Origin of the sequence: Pseudochrobactrum lubricantis (assembly GCF_041929865.1) — a bacterium.
Taxonomy (GTDB): domain Bacteria; phylum Pseudomonadota; class Alphaproteobacteria; order Rhizobiales; family Rhizobiaceae; genus Pseudochrobactrum; species Pseudochrobactrum saccharolyticum.
Genome location: NZ_JBHEEE010000004.1, coordinates 267862 through 285712 on the forward strand (window position 1 = coordinate 267862; position 17851 = coordinate 285712).

16 protein-coding genes and 1 tRNA gene are annotated in these 17851 nt (G+C 50.0%); 8 read left to right on the forward strand and 9 right to left on the reverse strand.

The window, feature by feature from the left end; translation table 11 throughout:
• The first annotated feature begins 142 nt into the window (after positions 1-142).
• Complete coding sequence (locus JNC80_RS10440) at positions 143-1807, forward strand: electron transfer flavoprotein-ubiquinone oxidoreductase (RefSeq protein ID WP_376710279.1); 1665 nt, start codon at positions 143-145, stop codon at positions 1805-1807.
• Between the two features lie 212 nt (positions 1808-2019).
• On the opposite strand, the gene JNC80_RS10445 is transcribed toward JNC80_RS10440, so the two are convergent.
• From JNC80_RS10445 to JNC80_RS10460, 4 genes are all read right to left on the reverse strand, one after another.
• Positions 2020-3060, reverse strand: a complete 1041-nt coding sequence (locus JNC80_RS10445) for an endonuclease/exonuclease/phosphatase family protein (protein WP_376710280.1) — start codon at positions 3058-3060, stop codon at positions 2020-2022.
• Between the two features lie 114 nt (positions 3061-3174).
• On the reverse strand, positions 3175-4701 hold the full coding sequence (locus JNC80_RS10450; RefSeq protein ID WP_022712262.1) for an AMP nucleosidase: 1527 nt from the start codon (positions 4699-4701) through the stop codon (positions 3175-3177).
• Positions 4702-4786: 85 nt separating this feature from the next.
• Positions 4787-4963 carry a hypothetical protein gene (locus JNC80_RS10455; protein ID WP_022712261.1) on the reverse strand — a complete coding sequence of 59 codons (177 nt, stop codon included), beginning with the start codon at positions 4961-4963 and terminating at the stop codon, positions 4787-4789.
• Positions 4960-5163, reverse strand: coding sequence for a hypothetical protein (locus JNC80_RS10460; RefSeq protein WP_151158116.1), 204 nt, complete (start codon positions 5161-5163; stop codon positions 4960-4962). The genes JNC80_RS10455 and JNC80_RS10460 overlap by 4 nt, the downstream gene beginning before the upstream one ends.
• Positions 5164-5570: 407 nt before the next feature.
• Here JNC80_RS10460 and JNC80_RS10465 point away from each other — a divergent pair, with 407 nt between their 5' ends.
• Entirely contained in the window at positions 5571-6290 is a 720-nt protein-coding gene (locus tag JNC80_RS10465) for a glutathione S-transferase family protein (protein ID WP_022712259.1), read from the forward strand.
• 51 nt (positions 6291-6341) lie between these two features.
• On the opposite strand, the gene JNC80_RS10470 is transcribed toward JNC80_RS10465, so the two are convergent.
• Positions 6342-6686: a DUF2147 domain-containing protein gene (locus JNC80_RS10470; RefSeq protein WP_022712258.1), complete on the reverse strand. Its 345-nt coding sequence runs from the start codon at positions 6684-6686 to the stop codon at positions 6342-6344.
• A gap of 401 nt (positions 6687-7087) precedes the next feature.
• Between JNC80_RS10470 and JNC80_RS10475 the strand changes: the two genes are divergently transcribed.
• Complete coding sequence (locus JNC80_RS10475; protein WP_022712257.1) at positions 7088-7348, forward strand: SEL1-like repeat protein; 261 nt, start codon at positions 7088-7090, stop codon at positions 7346-7348.
• A gap of 48 nt (positions 7349-7396) precedes the next feature.
• Here the strand turns inward: JNC80_RS10475 and JNC80_RS10480 are convergent, their stop codons facing one another.
• Positions 7397-8047 (reverse strand): YitT family protein, encoded by a 651-nt coding sequence (locus tag JNC80_RS10480; protein ID WP_075654578.1) that lies wholly within the window; start codon positions 8045-8047, stop codon positions 7397-7399.
• Between the two features lie 520 nt (positions 8048-8567).
• Between JNC80_RS10480 and JNC80_RS10485 the strand changes: the two genes are divergently transcribed.
• The gene (locus tag JNC80_RS10485; RefSeq protein ID WP_376710281.1) at positions 8568-9227 is read left to right on the forward strand and encodes an antifreeze protein; all 660 of its coding nucleotides are present in this window, start codon (positions 8568-8570) and stop codon (positions 9225-9227) included.
• 112 nt (positions 9228-9339) lie between these two features.
• Here the strand turns inward: JNC80_RS10485 and JNC80_RS10490 are convergent, their stop codons facing one another.
• Both JNC80_RS10490 and JNC80_RS10495 read right to left on the reverse strand, forming a co-directional pair.
• Positions 9340-10083, reverse strand: a complete 744-nt coding sequence (locus JNC80_RS10490; protein WP_376710282.1) for a helix-hairpin-helix domain-containing protein — start codon at positions 10081-10083, stop codon at positions 9340-9342.
• Positions 10084-10436: 353 nt separating this feature from the next.
• Positions 10437-11540, reverse strand: a complete 1104-nt coding sequence (locus JNC80_RS10495; RefSeq protein WP_376710283.1) for a porin — start codon at positions 11538-11540, stop codon at positions 10437-10439.
• 638 nt (positions 11541-12178) lie between these two features.
• Between JNC80_RS10495 and JNC80_RS10500 the strand changes: the two genes are divergently transcribed.
• The 4 genes from JNC80_RS10500 (at position 12179) to JNC80_RS10515 (ending at position 15469) form a co-directional block, all read left to right on the forward strand.
• Positions 12179-12268: transfer RNA gene (locus tag JNC80_RS10500), tRNA-Ser, on the forward strand.
• Between the two features lie 199 nt (positions 12269-12467).
• Positions 12468-13592 carry a porin gene (locus JNC80_RS10505; RefSeq protein WP_376710284.1) on the forward strand — a complete coding sequence of 375 codons (1125 nt, stop codon included), beginning with the start codon at positions 12468-12470 and terminating at the stop codon, positions 13590-13592.
• 287 nt (positions 13593-13879) lie between these two features.
• On the forward strand, positions 13880-14806 hold the full coding sequence (locus tag JNC80_RS10510; protein ID WP_028233875.1) for a tyrosine-type recombinase/integrase: 927 nt from the start codon (positions 13880-13882) through the stop codon (positions 14804-14806).
• A gap of 363 nt (positions 14807-15169) precedes the next feature.
• Positions 15170-15469, forward strand: a complete 300-nt coding sequence (locus JNC80_RS10515; RefSeq protein WP_376710285.1) for a DUF423 domain-containing protein — start codon at positions 15170-15172, stop codon at positions 15467-15469.
• A gap of 135 nt (positions 15470-15604) precedes the next feature.
• Here the strand turns inward: JNC80_RS10515 and JNC80_RS10520 are convergent, their stop codons facing one another.
• Positions 15605-17653: a lytic transglycosylase domain-containing protein gene (locus JNC80_RS10520; RefSeq protein WP_376710286.1), complete on the reverse strand. Its 2049-nt coding sequence runs from the start codon at positions 17651-17653 to the stop codon at positions 15605-15607.
• Positions 17654-17851: the final 198 nt, after the last annotated feature.

Here is a 17851-nt window from a genome sequence, read left to right on the forward strand (position 1 = left end):
GAAGCATTTCATCGTCCTTTGATCAGCACGATAATGCGGCAATTAAAAGAATAGAACGAGCGCAGCGGATGTGATGAACACGATACGCTCTGGTTTATAAAAAACGGGAACCCAAGCTGCGCCCGATGCTATGGAGGTATAAATGAACAACGAACACGAACTTCCTGAACGGGAAAGTATGGAGTTCGACGTTGTGATCGTCGGCGCAGGCCCTGCCGGTCTTGCTGCGGCGATCCGTTTGAAACAGAATAATCCGGAACTCTCCGTCGTGGTTCTGGAAAAGGGCGGGGAAGTCGGTGCGCATATTCTGTCCGGCGCTGTTGTTGATCCGGTTGGTATCGACAAGCTGCTGCCTGACTGGCGCGAGGAAAGCGATCATCCTTTCAAAACTCCGGTAACGGATGACCAGTTTCTGGTGCTCGGGCCTGCGGGTTCTGTAAGATTGCCGAATTTCGCAATGCCGCCGCTGATGAATAATCATGGCAATTATATTGTGTCGCTGGGCAATGTGGCGCGCTGGCTGGCTACCCATGCGGAAAATCTCGGCGTGGAAATCTATCCGGGCTTTGCTGCTGCCGAAGTGCTTTATAATGATGCCGGTGCTGTAACCGGTGTCGCGACCGGTGATATGGGCGTGGAACGCAATGGCGAGCCGGGGCCGAACTACACACGCGGCATGGAACTGCACGGTAAATATGTGCTGTTTGCCGAAGGTGCACGCGGCTCTCTCTCCAAGCAGGTGATTGCAAAATACAAGCTGGATGAAGGCCGTGAACCGGCCAAATTCGGTATCGGCCTGAAAGAACTTTGGCAGATTGATCCGTCGAAGAGCAAGCCGGGTCTGGTGCAGCATTCTTTCGGCTGGCCGCTGGATTTGAAAACCGGTGGCGGTTCCTTCCTTTACCATCTGGAAGACAATCTGGTGGCTGTCGGTTTTGTGGTGCATCTCAACTACAAGAACCCGTATCTGTCTCCGTTTGAAGAGTTTCAGCGTTACAAGACACATCCGACGATCCGTCCGACTTTTGAAGGTGCCAAACGCATCTCCTATGGCGCGCGCGCGATTACTGAAGGCGGCTGGCAGTCTGTGCCGAAACTGACTTTCCCAGGCGGTGCGCTGATCGGTTGTGCGGCCGGTTTTGTGAACGTGCCGCGTATCAAAGGCTCGCATAATGCGGTGCTGTCGGGAATTCTTGCGGCGGATAAGGTTGCGGAAGCGATTGCTGCCGGTCGTGCGAATGACGAAGTTATCGGCATTGAAAATGAATGGCGCGACAGCGCTATCGGCAAAGATCTGAAACGCGTTCGCAATGTCAAACCGCTGTGGTCGAAATTCGGTACCATTATCGGTGTGGCGCTGGGCGGTCTGGACATGTGGACAAACCAGCTGTTTGGCTTATCTTTCTTCGGAACGCTCAAGCACGGTAAGACTGATGCGGCGGCGCTGGAACCGGCAGCCAAGCATAAGCCAATCAGCTATCCGAAGCCTGATGGTGTGGTGAGCTTTGACCGTCTGTCGTCAGTGTTCCTGTCGAGCACCAACCATGAAGAAGATCAGCCGGTTCACTTGCAGGTCAAAAATCTGGAACTGCAGCTGAAATCCGAACATGATGTTTTTGCGGGGCCTTCAACACGCTATTGCCCCGCGGGTGTTTATGAATGGGTTGAGAAGGACGGCAAGGAAACTTACGTCATCAATGCGCAGAACTGCGTGCATTGCAAAACCTGTGACATCAAAGACCCGAACCAGAATATTAACTGGGTTACGCCACAAGGCGGCGAAGGACCGGTTTACGCAAATATGTAATATTTGCAGTAATAAACCGTGTCCGTCTCGACCGCCGTAATCAAGAATGTCGGCGAAGGACCGGTTTACGCAAATATGTAATATTTGCAGTAATAAACCGTGTCTGTCTCGACTGCCGCAATCAAGAATGTCGGCGGGGTCCGGTTTGAGTAAACATGAATAATACAAAAACGGCGCCCTGAAAGGCGCCGTTTTTTATTGAGAAATCAGTGTCAGATGCGGACAGCTTCCGGCGTAGTCTGCGGATTGTCTTCCGCCGGTTCGGAAACTGAAGTCGGAACTGAAAACTCCAGCAACAACGGAAAATGATCTGAGCCGAGCGATTCACCGGTGCGGATATTATGCAGTGTCACAGTCTCATTGATGAGAATATGGTCGATCGGCAAGCCGATCCAGTGGCGCAGACTATCCGGCAGACGGGTTGTCAGCCATGTTGCACCTGCACCGGCAATGCGTTTGGTTTCGGTGAGCATTTCATATTGGCGCAGATTGTAACTCCACGGGGCAGCATTGAAATCACCGGCGATAATCACCGGAATACCGTGAGGATTGGCCATCGGCTCCAATGCAGGGCGCAGCATTTCAAACTGCTGTACCTGTTTAAACGGCCACGGCCAAGACTGATGCAGTGACGAGACAAGTACATTGGTGCCGCCAAGATTAACAAGAGCTGTGGCCAATACGCCGTCACCGGTGCAGACCGGAGAGCCGAAATCGGCAAAAGGTCGGCGCGAGAGAATACCGACGCCCCATCTTTTCGGCAATGTGCCGCATTGGTGGCGGTAAGGATAGCTGCCTTCCAGTATTTTAAGCCATGGCTGCCACAGCTCAGAACCTTCCTGATAGGTGATAATATCCGGCTTATAGCGTGCCACAGCTTGCAACAGGGCTTTCGGATCATCATTATTTTGCAGCAGATTAATCTGCATCAGCCTGTAGGTAACATTTCCGTCTTGTGCTGTTGCCGGTTGTGATGAGCCTGCCCAGTTCACCGTTGTTGAAAAAGCGCTGAGGCCGAGCAGTGTCACCATTGCCGCTTCACGACGCAGGCTGGTGAAAAGCAGAAAAATTCCGCCAAGAGCCATGATTGCTGCAATATGAGCGCGAAAATGCGCAAAACTGTCCAGCGCCGGATGCACACGGCCAAAGAAACCCAGCACCAGCGGAACCGAGAGCAGAACTAAGAAGATCAGCAGTGCAAAGAGCAGGGGAGATGTGCGTTTTGAAGCAGGAATTGGTTTTTCGCCGGACATAGAGACCACAGAGCAAGAGAAACAAGTATGACAGCACTGTTGGCTGTGAAAAGCAGCTTTATCAAGGCGCACTGCTCTGCAAATAGTCTTGCAGAGCAGTGTTGATTGAAGCGCTTACTGGAATGCAGTCTCGAAGAAGCTGCGTAGTTTTCGTGAATGCAGGCGGTCTTGCGGCATAGCGGCAATTTTTTCCATGGCGCGGATGCCGATCTGCAAATGCTGGGCTACCTGTTTCTTGTAGAAGTCAGTCGCCATGCCCGGCAATTTCAGCTCGCCATGCAAAGGCTTGTCAGACACGCAGAGCAAAGTACCGTATGGCACGCGGAAGCGGAAACCATTGGCCGCAATCGTGGCCGATTCCATATCCAGAGCCACAGCACGGGATTGGGAAAGCCGCTGCACTGGACCGCGCTGGTCACGCAATTCCCAGTTGCGGTTGTCAATCGTGGCAACGGTGCCGGTACGCATGATGCGTTTCAGCTCATAGCCCTCAAGACCGGTGATTTCCTCAACCGCATCTTCGAGAGCCACCTGAATTTCGGCCAGAGCAGGGATCGGCACCCAGATCGGCAGATCATCATCAAGAACGTGATCCTCACGCACATAGGCATGGGCAAGCACATAGTCGCCGAGCTGCTGGCTGTTGCGCAAACCGGCGCAGTGACCAAGCATCAGCCATGCATGCGGGCGCAGTACAGCAATATGATCGGTAATGGTTTTGGCATTGGACGGGCCGACACCGATATTGACCATGGTAATGCCCGAACCATCCGGCTTGACCAGATGATAGGCCGGCATTTGCGGCAAGCGCGCAGGCTCTGCACCTTGTGAAGGCGAGCTGTTACCGGCAAAAGTGACAAGATTGCCCGGTTCAACAAATTTGGTGAAGCCGCCGCCGCCCTCTGCCATTAATTTGCGGGCATAGGTGCAGAACTCATCCATATAGAACTGGTAGTTTGTGAAAAGCACATAGTTCTGGAAATGCGACGGGCTGGTTGCGGTGTAATGCGACAGGCGCTGCAAAGAATAATCCACGCGCTGACCGGTAAATGGTGCCAGCGGCATGATTTCCAAAGTCTGGAACTCGGTATCACCATTAGCAATACTGTCATCGGTATTGCCGAGATCCGGCACATCAAACATATCACGCAGCGGATATTTGAAAGCATCGGATACAGATGATTCTACATAAGTGCCTTCCAGAAAGGCAAAATGCAGCGGGATCGGCGTGGTGGATTCCTGAACAGTCACCGGAACACCGTGATTTTTAATCAGCAGACGGATTTGCTCCATCAGATAACTGTCGAAAAGATCAGGACGGGTCAGCGTGGTGGCATATTCACCCGGCAGGCTGACATGACCATAGGCCAGACGTGTATCCACATGGGCGAAGCTGGCCGTTGAAAAGCAAAGCTCAGGGTAGAACGCACGGAAACGCTGCGGTGCAACTTCGCCTTTGGCAACCTTATGAAAGGCATCACGCAGAAAGGCAGTATTCCGGTCATAGAGAGCACGCAATGCGTCAACCGCAGCGCGGGCATCCGTAAATGATTGAGGAGCGACTGGCTCCGGTGTGGCTATACCCGCAGAAATCAGATCTGAAACAGGATTGCCGGAAAAAGTGTCGATTCTTTTGCTCATGCGCTACTATAAGCCGGAATTCTTACAGTTTATATGGCAAGCTTTGCGCTGCGCCTCCGGTTTTGCAGAATGGTTAAACGGGGCGTTATTTCTGCAGGCTGACCACAAGAACCAGACCGGTTGCGGTAACTTTTCCACCGGTATTGGCGGCAATGCCGGTAAAAGCAGCAACTGGGGCTACAAAGAACAGGCTGAACACTGCAATGCGCATGGCGAGATAACATGTGTCGGTCAGAGTGCTAAGAAAATTCGCGGACATCATGGCAGCATCTCCTTGTCCTGTGATTTTGTGATTGTTGCTGCCTGTGCAGGGCGGGAGGTTTCTGTTTGCAGGAAAGAATATGACAATGCCTGAGCCATATGACCGGCGCGGTTTGCATGATTTTCATTCATCAGCAGCAGGCTGAGAAATACCGTGCCGAGTGCGAACAGGCTGATAATGGTAAACCGGTGATACAACATCGCTTGGCCCCCTTTTGGTCGAACATGTCGCTGCGGATATGATGATGTGCGACACGATCTGGTCAGGAATGATCCTGTTATCCGTAATCTAACGGCGGCGGGCTGAACTCTTTCTGAGAGGGGTGTTCATCGGGCGTTCAAATTCCTGAAATTGCATTAAGCATATATTTTTCAACGTGAAACGAAATTTGGTTTTATGGATTGCCTAATCTGTAGTCATGACTATATATTGTTTGCAACCGGACAATCACGCATATAATCATGATGTTTGTCCTTACCGGTTTCACCGGAGTATAATTTCTTAAACCGGAAACAGTTTAACTTGAAATTATGCTCTCATTTTAAAGTGTTGGAGCGCGTTTTGTACGCCGATGGGTGTACGGCGCTCTAGTCAGGAGCTGATCTCTATGAGTGCCGAGCCTAAAACCCAGACGAAGCCGATTGAACTTTATTACTGGCCGACACCGAACGGCTGGAAGATCAGCATCATGCTGGAGGAACTGGGTGTTCCTTATGAAGTGAAATATGTGAATATCGGTAAAGGCGATCAGTTCGAGCCGTCATTTCTGAAAATCGCACCGAATAACCGTATGCCTGCGATTATTGATCCGGAGGGGCCGGATGGCCAGCCGATTTCGGTTTTTGAATCCGGCGCTATTCTGCAATATCTGGGGCGTAAATTCGGTAAATTCTATCCGGCAGATGAACGCAAGCGCGTAGCCGTTGACGAATGGCTGATGTGGCAGATGGGCGGGCTTGGACCAATGTCCGGTCAGGCAGGACATTTCCGCGTCTATGCACCGGAAAAAGTCGAATATGGTATCAATCGCTATACGAATGAAGTGAACCGGCTCTACGGCGTATTGAATCGTCAGCTTGAAGGCCGTGATTATATTGCCGGCGATTATTCCATAGCCGATATGGCCTGTGTGGGCTGGATCAGCGCCTATAAAAACTACGATCAGAAGCTGGAAGATTTCCCGAATCTGAAGCGCTGGTATGAGGCTGTCACAGCCCGTGCTGCGGTGCAGCGCGGTATGGAGCTGGGCAAAGCTGAACGCGAGAAAAGCAATCTTGCGACGGATAAATCAGCGCAGAGCGTTTTGTTCAATCAGAAAGCGCGCTGATCATAAAATAAAGCGTTGCGCAATCATCATCCGCAACGCTTTTCATTTGTCTTACTGGCGTGCCAGTTTTTCGGTCTTGCAGATCAGCCCGCCTGCCACACAACCGGCCAGCGATAATGTGCTGCCGCTGACACTGGCTTTACCGGAATAGGTCTTGCCTTCGTCAAGCTTATTGACGGTGCCTTTATAGCTGCCGTCTTTACCGCTCATTTTGCCGATGGATTTGCCTTTATATTCACCGTTGAGCACGGTGCCGCAATAATCCTCACCGCCGCAGCTTTTATATTCAATGATAGTGCCGGATGTACGTTTCCACGTACCGACAATCGGTTCCGCTGCCAGAGCAGGGCCGAACGACAGTGTCAGAGCTGTCATTGCAAACAAGATTTTCTTCATCAGTTCCTCCCGAAGATGCGTAATATGTGATGGGCATATTATTTACGCTCACGTAAACGTAATCCAAAGAATGGCGCTTGAAAAGAGCCGATTTTGCATTGCGCAAATCTCACTTCTGTTCGGCATCGTAACGAGCTGATGTGATTATTGGTTAGCAGCAGGTTTAAATTATCCTGTGCTTAAAAGTCGTGATTTTTGCAGAAGTCCCGCAAAACCGGCAGAGTTATTCTTAATGAATTCTGATGTTTACCCATTGTTTGGATTTTGTTGATTGCCCGTTAAGGATGGTATTTAACGGCGATTTCAACTCTTTCCGTCATCTTGTTCATAACAACAGCAGAGATCTGCACGGGCTTTCCGGCTCTAAGCGGACCGCAGTTTAACAGGACAGGATGAGAACAATGTTTGCACGTTTCAGCGCGAAGTCAGAGAATAATATCAATGCCATGCAAGCCGAAATGCTGTTTGAAACCGGCATGATGTATTATGCAGGGCGTGATTGCGTGGCAGACCGTATCGAAGCCTATAAATGGTTCAATATTGCAGCCATCCGTGGTGATGACCGTGCTCTGCCGATGCGCAGTAAATTGTCAGAAATGATGAGCAAGCCGGAGCTGGTGCGTGCCCTGCGTGAGGCACGTGAATGGATGGCGCGTCACTGATCCCGCCATCCGCTTTCTTTTTAATTTGTGCCAGATACCGACTTCTCTTTAACTTGTGGCCAGATATCGGCCGGGCTTGTGGTTGATTGCAATAATAACATTCATGACCACAGCGCCGATCAGCGAAATCGCAACCTGTTGCGGGGACAGGTAGAACAGCGATACGGCCATCAGAACCAGATCCAGAGTAAGCTGCGACCAGCCGGCGCGGATATTGTAATTATCCTGCAGATAAAGAGCCAGAATATTGATGCCGCCGACACCGGCACGGTGGCGGAACAGGGCAAGCACGCCCATTCCCATCAAAGTGCCGCCCATAAAAGCGGCAAAAACCGGTTGCAGGTTGGAGAAATCCACCCACATCGGGAACAGGCGGGTAAAGAGCGACATCAGCGCCACCGCCACAAAGGTGCGGATTGTGAACCGCCAGCCCATGCGCTTGATAGCCAGATAATAAAAAGGCAGGTTGATCAGGAAAAACACCAGAGCAAACTGCCAGTTGGTTGCATAATGCACGAGAAGAGCCACACCGGCTGTGCTGCCGGTCATTAGTTTGGCTTGCGCATAAAGGGTTAGTCCGAGGCTTACAAAGCTGGTGCCGATCAGCATCGCCACAACATCTTCATAGAAGCGGTGTCTCTCGGTCACAGATATTGGTGATAGAGCCGGAATCGCATCCGGAGTTGTGACTTCAGCCATGAAAAAAGACCCTGCAACATGCTGCTGCGGCGTAATTTAAACGTCGGACAGGATATTGTTTAAAAGAAAACTGAAAAACAGCAGAACCTTCATTGATCTCTGCCACTGGCATTATTTAGCCGATAACCGGTGCAAAATCAGCGGTGAGAAAATTGTTATTTTTAACGTGTCAATAGCGATTTATGAGCAAAATCCGGCTTTTTATATGCCAATAATTGCGCGAATATTTTGCTGGGGCGATGGTGAAGTGGCGAAGGGGAATATGTATAGGCCAAGTTAAAAAGGCTGATTTACAGCGTTTTACTGCCCTGAAATGCATCTGAGTTACAAAATATTGCACCTCAGGATATTATAAAAATGCTATGTTTGAGAGCTATAATATAAACAATCACAATGTTGTCTCACAGCGCGTCAACTCTTTTCAGAATTTGTGAAAAGGTTTTGCGTGCGGAATATTATACGATATTGACAGAAAAACGCTTTAGGCACAGTGTTTTAAAACCTAATCAGGAGAACAGAGATGAAAATTCAAACTCTCAGCCGCCTTGGCGGCGCAGCATTGCTGACAGGAATGGCCGTCTTTGTGCTGTCTTCACCGGCAAGTGCGCTGACAATGGCAGAATGCAGCACGAAATATCAGGCTGCAAAAGATGCCGGCACGCTCGGTACTATGAAATGGAATGATTTCCGTAAAGCGCAGTGTGGCACTGATGCTGCAACTCCGGCATCTGCGGCTCCGGCCAAACCGGCAACAACTGCTGCAAAGCCTGCCAAACAGGCGGCGCCTGCTGCTGACAGCGCAGATGCTGCCAAAGGCCTGACAATGCAGCAATGCTCTGCAAAATATAAAGCAGCTCAGGAAACAGGTTTGGCGACCGATCTGAAATGGAATGCTTTCCGTAAAGTTGAATGTGGTCCGGGTGCTGATCCTGAAAAAGTAACATCCGTATCAACAAAAGAGCCAGCAGCTCCGACTGTTGCTGCGCCAAGCGGTGTTAAATTCCCGTCTGCGGTTTCCGCAAAATATGCGAATGAAACTGAAGGCAAGCAGCGTATGAAAACCTGTCTGGATCAGTATTATGCCAATAAGAGCGCGAATTCTCTGAATGGTCTGCGCTGGATCCAGAAGGGCGGCGGTTATTACAGCCTTTGCAATGCACGTCTGAAGGGCAATTCCTGATCTATTTATCAGGCCTAGATTATGAAAATAAAAAGGCCGCCTCAGTTTTGAGGCGGGCCTTTTTGTAAAGATTGCATTTTGCTCTGATCTTATGCACCTGCCAAAAACTGCTTCAGGCTTTTTCAGTTTTCTTTGCGGGTTTGGATTTGGCTTTTACAGCGGCGGGTTTTGTTGTTTTTTTAACCGCGCGCTTTGGCGCTTCTGTCGCGGCCGCTGCTTTGCTCATCAGTTTCTTAGCTTGAGCAATCCAGTTTTCCCGTTCAGCACGTCCGGCAAAACCGGTAGTGCGGTTCAGCCATGTGATCTGATCCGCATTCAGATCGGTAAGCTGGTCATAATGAAAAATACCGGCATTATATAGTTTAGCCTGAATTGCGTTACCTATACCGGTAATCTGGGTCAGATCATCAGCTTTGTCCTGTCGCGGTTTTCTCAGGCGCTCCGGTTCGGAAGGGGCTGGCGGTGCCGGTGTTTCTGCTGCCGGTGAGGGCGCTGCAACTGCTTCGGCAGGGTTTGCTTCCGCAGCTTTAGACGCAATATGAATAACAGGATTATGAGCAGGGCCGACCGGCTCCGCATCCGGTACAATCTTTTGCGTGGCTTTTGTGGTTTCTGTTGCGGCCGGTGTTTTAATGACTGGCTGTGCCGCACTCTCTTGTTTGGGTGGGCTTGCCTTCACCGGTGCTGCGGGAGCCGGTTTTTTCTCAGGCTCTTTGCTTTTGGGCGTCACTGCTGTTGCAGGCGGGATAATGCTTGCTGCCGGTTGCTTTGCCTTTGCCGTCGTCAGCTTGCTGTAAACTAAGCCGAGGAGAAATACGATTACACCGATCAGGGCGATCCAGAGTAAAAAATCCATATAATTCTCCTTGTGAAACGTGTCGGGCAGGGCAGGTGAATGCGATGCATTCTGACTCATCCTGATCAGCCTGCTGATTATCATTGGCTGTTTTAAAGCAGGGCAGAGGATAAGTGTGCTGTAAAATATAGCAGATCGCCGCCGTCTGCAAAATGCCACGCATTATAAAGCGTGGGGATAAAGACCAGACATATAAATACCGCTTGTTATTTAAAGTCAGTTTTAGAGCATGTTGCGCAAAAGCGGATGCCGGTTTCCGATAGTGATACGCACTGGAATGCACAAAACAGAAAACCCGGCAGCGTGAGCTGCCGGGTCTCTGTAACCTTACGGTCTGTTCTAAGTCGTAAAACTTAGAAAGAACGCTGGAAGCGGATCATACCACCCCAAGCATCTTCGCCGCGAACAGCTGTAGCATACTTGTCGGTGTCTTTCCACTTGGTGTAGGAAACTTCAGGAGTAATTGTGAAGCCTGGAACCAGCTGGTAAGCTACGTTTGCAGTGTAAGCCTGTTTGCCGAAATCTTCGTAAGCAGCCTGCAGGTTGAAAGTAGCTTTGTCGGTTGCCTTGTACTTCAGACCACCCCAGACAGCCCAATCGCCGCCCCAGTTGCCGTACATGCCAACAGCTTCTTCATAAGAAGCGTAACCGCCCTGTACCCATACGGAGAATACATCAGTTACGTTTACATCGAGGCGAACTTTACCAGCCCACTCTTCGATTTCAGAGTCGTAAGCTGCAACACCAGCGATCGAACCCCAAGCCTGTTCGAACTTCAGACCACCAACAACGTGTGGCATGTAGTCGTTGATTACGCCGTTGTAAGATTTTCCGTTTTTGCCAACGGTTGAATTCTTCCAAGTGAAACCATCGCCATTTTCATCAGACAGATCTTCGCCCTGTTCAGCGGAGATGATTGCCGAGAAGCCATTGCCACCAGAGAAGGTGTAGCTGATCAGATTGGTGTCATATGCACCTGGCGATACAACGTCATCGTTGATTACGTCGCCGAGGTAGCCGGTGAAAGTGTGGAATGCGGATTCATCTTTACCGATGCGCAGGCCGCCCAGTTCGATGTAAGCATATTTCAGCTTATCCTGTTTGAAATCGCCGTCGCCGAATTCAAAACGGTTTTCGGTGAAGGTCTTCAGTGTACCAAGTTCAGTTTCAGTTGCTGTGTGTGTACGCAGGGTGAAACGAGTGTTGGTTGACCAAGTTTCGCGGTCACGGCCGTTGTAAACATCGTCGCCGCCTTTGAAGTCAGCGCGAACATAACCGGAAAGACGCAGGCAGGTTTCTGTGCCTGGAATGTAGAAGTAGCCAGCGCCGTAAGCGTCGCAAACGCGTACATATTCAACAGCTTCTGGTTCTGGTGCAACGATGGCGTCGGCAGCCTGAGCGCCGGTTGCTGCAACGAGAGCGGCAGCGGAGCCGAGAAGAAGGCTCTTAATGTTCATTTCTGACCTCCAGTCAAAGTTTTAAATGGGTCTGGGCATTTTGTTTTGGCTGAAGGACAACCTGTCCCCATCCCCTTGGATGAAAAAGTCGCTACCGAAGCGCTCCTTCTTCTGCCCTCAAGATACTCGTGCTCAGTTTCGTTGCAACACTGAAAACGCATAACGAGGGGGTAAGATGTTGCTATCGACATATCGTGTTGCAGAAAAGACACGAAACACCCCCTAGGTACCGGATTTTATTTATGTTTTGTTTATATTTATTAAAATAAATTAACGAAAATTTGCCGCTTTTGCGGGGTTTTCAGATGTTTCCACAGGCTGAAACAGTGTTGCACGCCAGAGAAGACCTGAATTGAGCCATCCGATTTCATCCTCTTATAGACGTAATATTGGCCGGTGATTTGCCCTGTTCGTGCCCGTGAATCAGTTGTGGCACATCAAGTGCTTTGATTCTGTGATTTTGATTCCGTTTTATGTGTTTTAAAACAGGTCTCTCTTTATAGGGGGGCATAAACTGCAGAAAACTATCGGAATTTAATGCCTTTTTTGAAATCATCCTGTTGATGGATAAGATTTTTTGGCTCCGGATGCGTAAAGTGCTTGAACTCATGATTATTACCGGCTATTGCGCCTTTACCGGAGAGGTGGCCGAGTGGTCGAAGGCGCTCCCCTGCTAAGGGAGTATACCCGGAAGGGTATCGTGGGTTCGAATCCCATCCTCTCCGCCATTGTTTCATATAAAACTGATTTTTACGCAGCTGGCAGAATTCATTCTTGCCGGTTTTTTTGTATTTTACGCGCTTTTTATCCCGCGTTTTTGATGACCAATTTTAGGGTTTTAAAAATAAAAGATTCCATGGCGTTTTGTAACGCATTGAAAATATTTGAATTTTTATGATTGCGTATGTTTCTGACTGGAGGTCAGAAATGAACATTAAGAGCCTTCTTCTCGGCTCCGCTGCAGCTCTCGTTGCAGTATCCGGCGCTCAGGCTGCCGACGCCATCGTTGCACCAGAACCAGAAGCTGTTGAGTATGTACGCGTTTGCGACGCTTACGGCGCTGGCTACTTCTACATTCCAGGCACAGAAACCTGCCTGCGCATCTCCGGTTATGTTCGTTTTGATGCGTCTGCTGGTGATGATGCTTATTCTGGTGAGGATCGTGAGAGCTGGGGCACAAATACCCGTTTCACACTGCGTACACACACAGCGACCGAAACAGAACTTGGTACGCTGAAGACTTTCACCGAAAACCGCTTTAACTTCGGTAATGGTCGTGATGGCAGCTTTACCTCGTATAATGCGAGCACTAATAAGTTTGAAAAAGGTAGTGGTCACACTCTGAAGCATGCTTACATTCAGCTTGGTGGTCTGATGCTCGGTAAAACCGACTCCGCTTTCCATAGCTTCACTGGCTACCTCGGCGACATCATCAACGATGACGTGGTAAGCGCAGGTCTCTACAATACCAATCTGGTTAGCTACACCTTCACCGGTGGTAACGGCTTCTCGGCAATCATCTCCGCCGAACAGGGTGAAAAAGTTGCCGCCTTTGCGAAGGGTAACGGGCTTCCAATCGGTTACGACGCTGTAATCGACGATTACATGCCACACGTTGTTGGTGGTCTGAAATTTGAACAGGCTTGGGGTTCGATCGCTGGTGTTGTAGCTTACGACGCTGAAATCGAAGAGTGGGCTGGTAAAGTTCGCCTCGATGTAAACGTAACAGACCAGTTCTCCGTATGGGTACAGGGCGGTTATGCTTCTTACGAACTGCCAGTTGGCATGTACGGTAACTGGGGCGGCGATTGGGCTGTCTGGGGTGGCGCGAAATTCAAAGCAACTGACAAAGCTACATTCAACGTACAGGCTGCTTACGAAGATTGGGGCAAAACAGCTATTGCTGCAAACGTAGCTTACCAGCTGGTTCCAGGCTTCACCATTACTCCAGAAATCAACTACACAACCTGGAAGAAAGATCATCCAGTACGTGTACTTGGTGGCGAAAAAGACGCATTCGGTGGTATGATCCGCTTCCAGCGTTCTTTCTAAGCCATTGGTTTAGTTCGAAAAAAAGATACCAGCGGCTATGTCGCTGGTATTGTCGTCTCAAATGGGGCGTTCAAGCGGGGACCATCTTTAACGAGATGCGCTTATACAAATACCAGATGTAAATTTTTGTATTGATGGGGCGGACTAAGACTTTTCGAGGGGGCATATCAGAAAATCAACCAGAGTGGTTATATAATGCTGGCCTCACAAAAATGTTACTCAGACTTGTTTTATAAAGTTTCTGTCTATAAAGCTCCAAGTCGATCAAACGGCTGGGGGGCCTTATGATGGAGCTGAATCGGGACATTTCTTTCGAAAATTCTGAGAATTTTACGCCTGTAATGGGCTATAATCTCAGTTTTACGTCATCCAATACAAAAACACATCGCATTGTGAATCAGTACTCAGTTACTGATTTATCCGAGCGCTATCTCAATATTTTATGGGACGACGGGTCTCATAAATATAATGTGAGATTATTTCTCGGTGAAATTAATGAGATTCTGAAGGGGGAGCGTTTCAGCGGCTTTAGTCAGGAAATGCTCGACAGAATTATCGGTTCCCTGCGTGAACGCAATAACAGCAATGCAACCATTAATAGAAAAATGGCTGCACTCAGCAAGTTGTTGCGAAAGGCGTATAAGATGGGGGACATCTTTAGCCTGCCGGAATTCATTCGTCAGAAAGAGCGGGCAGGGCGAATTCGTTTTCTTGAACTTGAAGAAGAGGCACGTCTTTTCGCTGCGATTAAAGCACGTTGCGAAAACAGCTATCGGCTGGCCGTGTTTCTGGTTGATACCGGTTGCCGTCTTGGTGAGGCAATCGGCCTGACGTGGAATGATTTACACGATCCACGTGTCACTTTCTGGCTAACCAAGTCAAACCGGAGCCGTACTGTTCCCTTGACCAAACGTGCCAGAAAAACCTGTAAAATACCGGTTGAACGCCATAAAGGGCCATTTTCCATGCTGACGCAGGTCGAATTCCGCGCAGTGTGGAATGATGCCAAATATGAAGTGGGTCTAGGTACGGATACACAGGTTGTTCCGCATATTCTACGCCATACATGCGCGTCGCGTCTGGTTCGTGGTGGTATTGATATTCGCCGTGTGCAGATGTGGCTTGGTCACCAGACATTGCAGATGACAATGCGTTATGCACATCTTGCCACCAATGATCTGGATAGCTGCGTAAAAGTGCTGGAAGTTCGCTAAAGATTTCAACGAATTCACGCTGTTTCCTGTAGTCTCGGCGTTGCTGATTGGGGCAACAGCAGTGTGAAGTGTTCAGAAATCCGGTGCGGTGTCCGGATTTGACAGAATATGTATAGCGGCTTTGAGGAGGGTTCGTATCCGGTAATCGTGCGCACTGCATGATTTGCTCTAAACTGTTATAGAAGCTTGCTTTCTTGAGTAAGAACGCGTTTTGGTGCGGACTTTTTGACAGCAGCCATTGATTAAAGCTGTGCTTATCTGCATTGATGGCGGGCAGATAATCAATTTACAGGATTTATGAAGATGACTGCTGGCGTTGAACGTCTGTTTCTGTTTTTCTCCGGTTTATCCGGTGCTGCTGCAATGACAAGCTATGCAGCATCTGCACACGGCAATCATGCGTTTTTAGGAGTTGTAGCGCCGATTCTGTTGGGGCATGCAGCTGCTTTTTTGGGTTTTTCTTTTTTAAGTGCACGCAGTCGCGCCATTTACTGGGCAGGCATTCTGGTGCTGCTCGGTCTTGTTTTATTCGCGGGTGATTTGATCTTGCGTGATCTGACAGGCAACAGATTATTTGCTATGGCCGCGCCGACAGGGGGCACACTGATGATTGGCGGATGGTTGATGACGGCTCTGTGTGCATTCATCCTTTCAAAAAAATAATATCATCACAGTCATTTTTCCCGAAAACCTTGGAAAATAAGATATCTCGGACGGGAGAAAGACTGGATTTTCCATACAAAAAAGCCGCGCTGTCAGCTGACTGCGCGGCTTTTTTGATTGTTATAGCCGGAAAATTTATCCGCGCCGGCCGCTTATCAGATCCTGCTGAATATTGGCATTGCCATAGAGACGGGATTTATAGACGGCGTAATTCTCCATCACCCGCTGCACATAGTTACGGGTTTCTGTGTATGGAATACGCTCAATCCAATCGACAACCTGATCGAGATTCTGCCCGCGCGGATCACCATATTTGGCAATCCATTCACTGGCGCGTCTCGGGCCTGCATTATATCCGGCAAAAGTCAGGATATAGGAGCCGTTGAAACGCTCAATCTGTTCGCCGAGATAATGCGCACCTAAAGTGGCATTATAAGCGGCATCAGTGGTCAGGCGCTTGTCGGAATAAGCAAGACCTGCGCGCTGGGCGACGCCTTTTGCCGTGCCCGGTAACAATTGCAGCAGGCCGCGCGCACCGGCGCTGGAAACTGCTGAAATATTGAATTCACTTTCCTGACGGGCAATCGCATAGGCGAGGGCGGCGCCGGAGCCTTTAATATTCGCATTGGCCGGAATGGCACCTGTCGGATGCGACAATGCTCCGACATCGAGACCGCGACCGGCAGCGATCTTGCCGACGCGCAGTGACAGGTAGTGATTGCTGTTGCGTTCAGCCATAACGGCGAGAAGCGCCAGTTCACCTGTGCTGCTCAGTTCCTGCGCCATATTGATGTACAGGCTCTGCGCGCGATTACCATAGCCGATGGATTCGAGACGGCGGATTGCACGAACCGGTTCGCGGCTGTCAAAACGTTCACGATCTACGGCGCTTGGTTTCGGATAAGGCAGCTGCAGAACATTATTGCCAAGTTTGGCTGCCGCCAGCTGGCCGTAGAACGATGTGCCGTAATAGGATGCACGCTGATACATTTGCTTTGCATTACCGCCGCCACCGGATTCTGCGGCACGACCCATCCAGTAATAGGCGCGGGATGCAGACATCGGACGCGAGGAAATTTCAGCAATACGGCTAAAATGTTTTTGCGCGGTAGAGGCATCATTCAATGCACGCAGAGCATACCAGCCTGCATGGAATTCTGCATCTGCAGCCATAGTCGGTGTTTCCGCACTGTGAGCAGCGGCTAAGCGATAAGCAATTTGCGGCTTGCCAATATCCAGTAATTCACGGGATAAAACGCGGCGCTCAATCCACCATGCATCCGGATCAACCAGTGATCTTGCATCACGCGGTGCCTTCAGCATCAGATTGGCAGCTTCCGTATAGCGCTCGGAGCGGCGCAGATACTGGATTTTTGCAAATAAAAACGCAGGATTTGACTGCCATGAACTATGAACAGCATTAAGCTTTTGCGCGGCATCCGGTGCACGCTTGCTGACAGCGGCATAGGCTGCATAAAGCGATTCCGCATTGGCTGATGCGGCTAAACGCGATGCTGATGACAGACGGTTATCATATAACATGCGCAGAAAACGTGTCTGATGATCTTCTTTGGTCAGAACGCCGGAAAATTCACGCAAAATCAGCGTTTCGTCTTTTGTATCAAGCTTGGCGCGTGCCCACCACGGCGCAAGCAACTGGCGTGCCTGTGCGCGGTTTCCGCTGGCAAGATAAGCGCGACCCAGCAGGATCATACCTTCGGTGGTCTGCGGTTTGCGGTTTCCGAGATAGGAAATCACGGTGCCGGCAGTGGCATTTTCACGGTAAAGTGCCCGTTCTGTGTTGCGCTGAACTGTGGTCATACCAGGCCAGTCACGCAGTTCCGCGGCGGCAGCAACATAGTCAGCACTCGACAAGCCGTCTGCACCGGACAGAGCCAGAGCCCATGTCAGGATATGGCGGTCGAGATCATTGGCGGACATACCGTTGCGGATTGCCAGCGCACGGCGTGCATCTTTTGAAGACAGGGCATCCAGTGCGGTTTTCAGGCTGCCGCTCATGGCGGCCGGTGCCTGCGCACGTGGTATCGTGGCGGTGGTTGTCGGATCCGGCCGCATCATCGGCGCGGGCATATTACGCATCGCTGTTGGCGCAAAAGGGCGCAGCAATGGCGTCGGCACATTTTCAGCTTCCTGCGCACCGGCTGTCAGCACATTTCCTGCCATGCTTGCACTTAAAAGTGTAAGGGCTAAAAAAAACTGATCTGGTCGCTGTCCGAAAAGTGCAAATTTACGCATTACAAATCCGTTATAACCGTGTTGAAGCAAATTTAAGGCAGATTATTAAGATATCCGAGTGAAAACTGAGAGTTATAGAAATGTCGCTCTTAGTGGTCAGAGGTTCTGAATATGCTGTTGAATGCT

What these genes read in the sequence shown, in the direction of transcription:
- JNC80_RS10440 (WP_376710279.1), top strand. Translation starts at nt 143, where the DNA reads ATGAACAACGAACACGAACTTCCTGAACGGGAAAGTATGGAGTTCGAC.
- JNC80_RS10445 (WP_376710280.1), bottom strand. Translation starts at nt 3,060, where the DNA reads ATGTCCGGCGAAAAACCAATTCCTGCTTCAAAACGCACATCTCCCCTG.
- JNC80_RS10450 (WP_022712262.1), bottom strand. Translation starts at nt 4,701, where the DNA reads ATGAGCAAAAGAATCGACACTTTTTCCGGCAATCCTGTTTCAGATCTG.
- JNC80_RS10455 (WP_022712261.1), bottom strand. Translation starts at nt 4,963, where the DNA reads ATGATGTCCGCGAATTTTCTTAGCACTCTGACCGACACATGTTATCTC.
- JNC80_RS10460 (WP_151158116.1), bottom strand. Translation starts at nt 5,163, where the DNA reads ATGTTGTATCACCGGTTTACCATTATCAGCCTGTTCGCACTCGGCACG.
- JNC80_RS10465 (WP_022712259.1), top strand. Translation starts at nt 5,571, where the DNA reads ATGAGTGCCGAGCCTAAAACCCAGACGAAGCCGATTGAACTTTATTAC.
- JNC80_RS10470 (WP_022712258.1), bottom strand. Translation starts at nt 6,686, where the DNA reads ATGAAGAAAATCTTGTTTGCAATGACAGCTCTGACACTGTCGTTCGGC.
- JNC80_RS10475 (WP_022712257.1), top strand. Translation starts at nt 7,088, where the DNA reads ATGTTTGCACGTTTCAGCGCGAAGTCAGAGAATAATATCAATGCCATG.
- JNC80_RS10480 (WP_075654578.1), bottom strand. Translation starts at nt 8,047, where the DNA reads ATGGCTGAAGTCACAACTCCGGATGCGATTCCGGCTCTATCACCAATA.
- JNC80_RS10485 (WP_376710281.1), top strand. Translation starts at nt 8,568, where the DNA reads ATGAAAATTCAAACTCTCAGCCGCCTTGGCGGCGCAGCATTGCTGACA.
- JNC80_RS10490 (WP_376710282.1), bottom strand. Translation starts at nt 10,083, where the DNA reads ATGGATTTTTTACTCTGGATCGCCCTGATCGGTGTAATCGTATTTCTC.
- JNC80_RS10495 (WP_376710283.1), bottom strand. Translation starts at nt 11,540, where the DNA reads ATGAACATTAAGAGCCTTCTTCTCGGCTCCGCTGCCGCTCTCGTTGCA.
- JNC80_RS10505 (WP_376710284.1), top strand. Translation starts at nt 12,468, where the DNA reads ATGAACATTAAGAGCCTTCTTCTCGGCTCCGCTGCAGCTCTCGTTGCA.
- JNC80_RS10510 (WP_028233875.1), top strand. Translation starts at nt 13,880, where the DNA reads ATGGAGCTGAATCGGGACATTTCTTTCGAAAATTCTGAGAATTTTACG.
- JNC80_RS10515 (WP_376710285.1), top strand. Translation starts at nt 15,170, where the DNA reads ATGACAAGCTATGCAGCATCTGCACACGGCAATCATGCGTTTTTAGGA.
- JNC80_RS10520 (WP_376710286.1), bottom strand. Translation starts at nt 17,653, where the DNA reads ATGGCAGGAAATGTGCTGACAGCCGGTGCGCAGGAAGCTGAAAATGTG.